Source organism: Shewanella sp. MBTL60-007, from assembly GCF_019654915.1.
In the GTDB taxonomy this organism is placed as follows: domain Bacteria; phylum Pseudomonadota; class Gammaproteobacteria; order Enterobacterales; family Shewanellaceae; genus Shewanella.
Window position 1 is genome coordinate 1 of record NZ_BPET01000154.1, and the last position, 864, is coordinate 864.

The 864-nt window shown below is 41.0% G+C and carries 1 protein-coding gene and 2 pseudogenes; 1 reads left to right on the top strand and 2 read right to left on the bottom strand.

Annotation, left to right across the window (positions count from 1 at the left end; translation table 11 throughout):
* Window positions 1–195 (top strand): annotated as a pseudogene (locus K5Q92_RS23775) (IS4 family transposase); the annotation flags it as partial.
* A 9-nt stretch (window positions 196–204) separates the two neighbouring features.
* On the opposite strand, the gene K5Q92_RS23780 reads toward K5Q92_RS23775, so the two are convergent.
* Window positions 205–330 (bottom strand): LysR family transcriptional regulator, encoded by a 126-nt coding sequence (locus K5Q92_RS23780; RefSeq protein ID WP_001303004.1) that lies wholly within the window; start codon window positions 328–330, stop codon window positions 205–207.
* A 230-nt stretch (window positions 331–560) separates the two neighbouring features.
* A pseudogene (locus K5Q92_RS23785) lies at window positions 561–737 on the bottom strand (sodium/glutamate symporter); the annotation flags it as partial.
* Between the last annotated feature and the right edge of the window lie 127 nt (window positions 738–864).

Genomic DNA, 864 nt, shown 5'->3' on the forward strand with positions numbered 1-864 from the left:
GCTCAGAAACAAGGTTGGGACAAGCACTTCCAGGCTAACACAGTCAGAAATCGAAACGTACTCTCAACAGTTCGCTTAGGCATGGAAGTTTTGCGGCATTCTGGCTACACAATAACAAGGGAAGACTCACTCGTGGCTGCAACCCTGCTTACTCAAAATCTATTCACACATGGTTACGTTTTGGGGAAATTATGAGGGGATCTCTCAGTGCTCAGCATGTTTGAGTGCTTTACTCGCCGCGGGTTGAGAAATATGTAAAACTTCAGCCGCACGCGTTAAGGAACCACAAGTCATTACAGCATAAAAGATATCGAGATGTCTTAATTTCATTCCATGTAGCCTACTGATTATTTATTTCTACGGACTATTCTAACGAATAAAGTATAAATAATCAGATATACTCGTCATAATTCAAATTTTGGTTTAGTTGTCACGAGAATTAATTCGTAAACGTGCAAGCTAAATAGATTGACTAGGGGAATATACGGGGTAAGAAAGCGGCTCGGCATACTGCCCTATAATAAATTGTTAGGAGAAGTACGCCGAGTAGTGTGTAGCTATTAGGTAAAGTATGTACCAATTTCAATAAATATTTTAATTAAGATACTGTTTGAAATATCAACAATAAAGGCACCGACCATAGGAACGACAAGGAAAGCTTTATGTGATGGTCCAAATGCTTTTGTGACTGTTTGCATATTCGCAATTGCTGTTGGTGTTGCTCCCATACCAAAGCCCTGAGGGATCCCCTCATAATTTCCCCAAAGCACAACCATGTTTGAATAGATTTTGAGCAAGCAGGGTTGCAGCCGCGAGCAAGTCTTCCCTCGTTATTGTGTAGCCAGAATGCCGCAAAACTTCCAT

Coding starts and splice junctions, on each gene's coding strand:
- K5Q92_RS23780 (WP_001303004.1), bottom strand. CDS start 330: ATGAAATTAAGACATCTCGATATCTTTTATGCTGTAATGACTTGTGGT.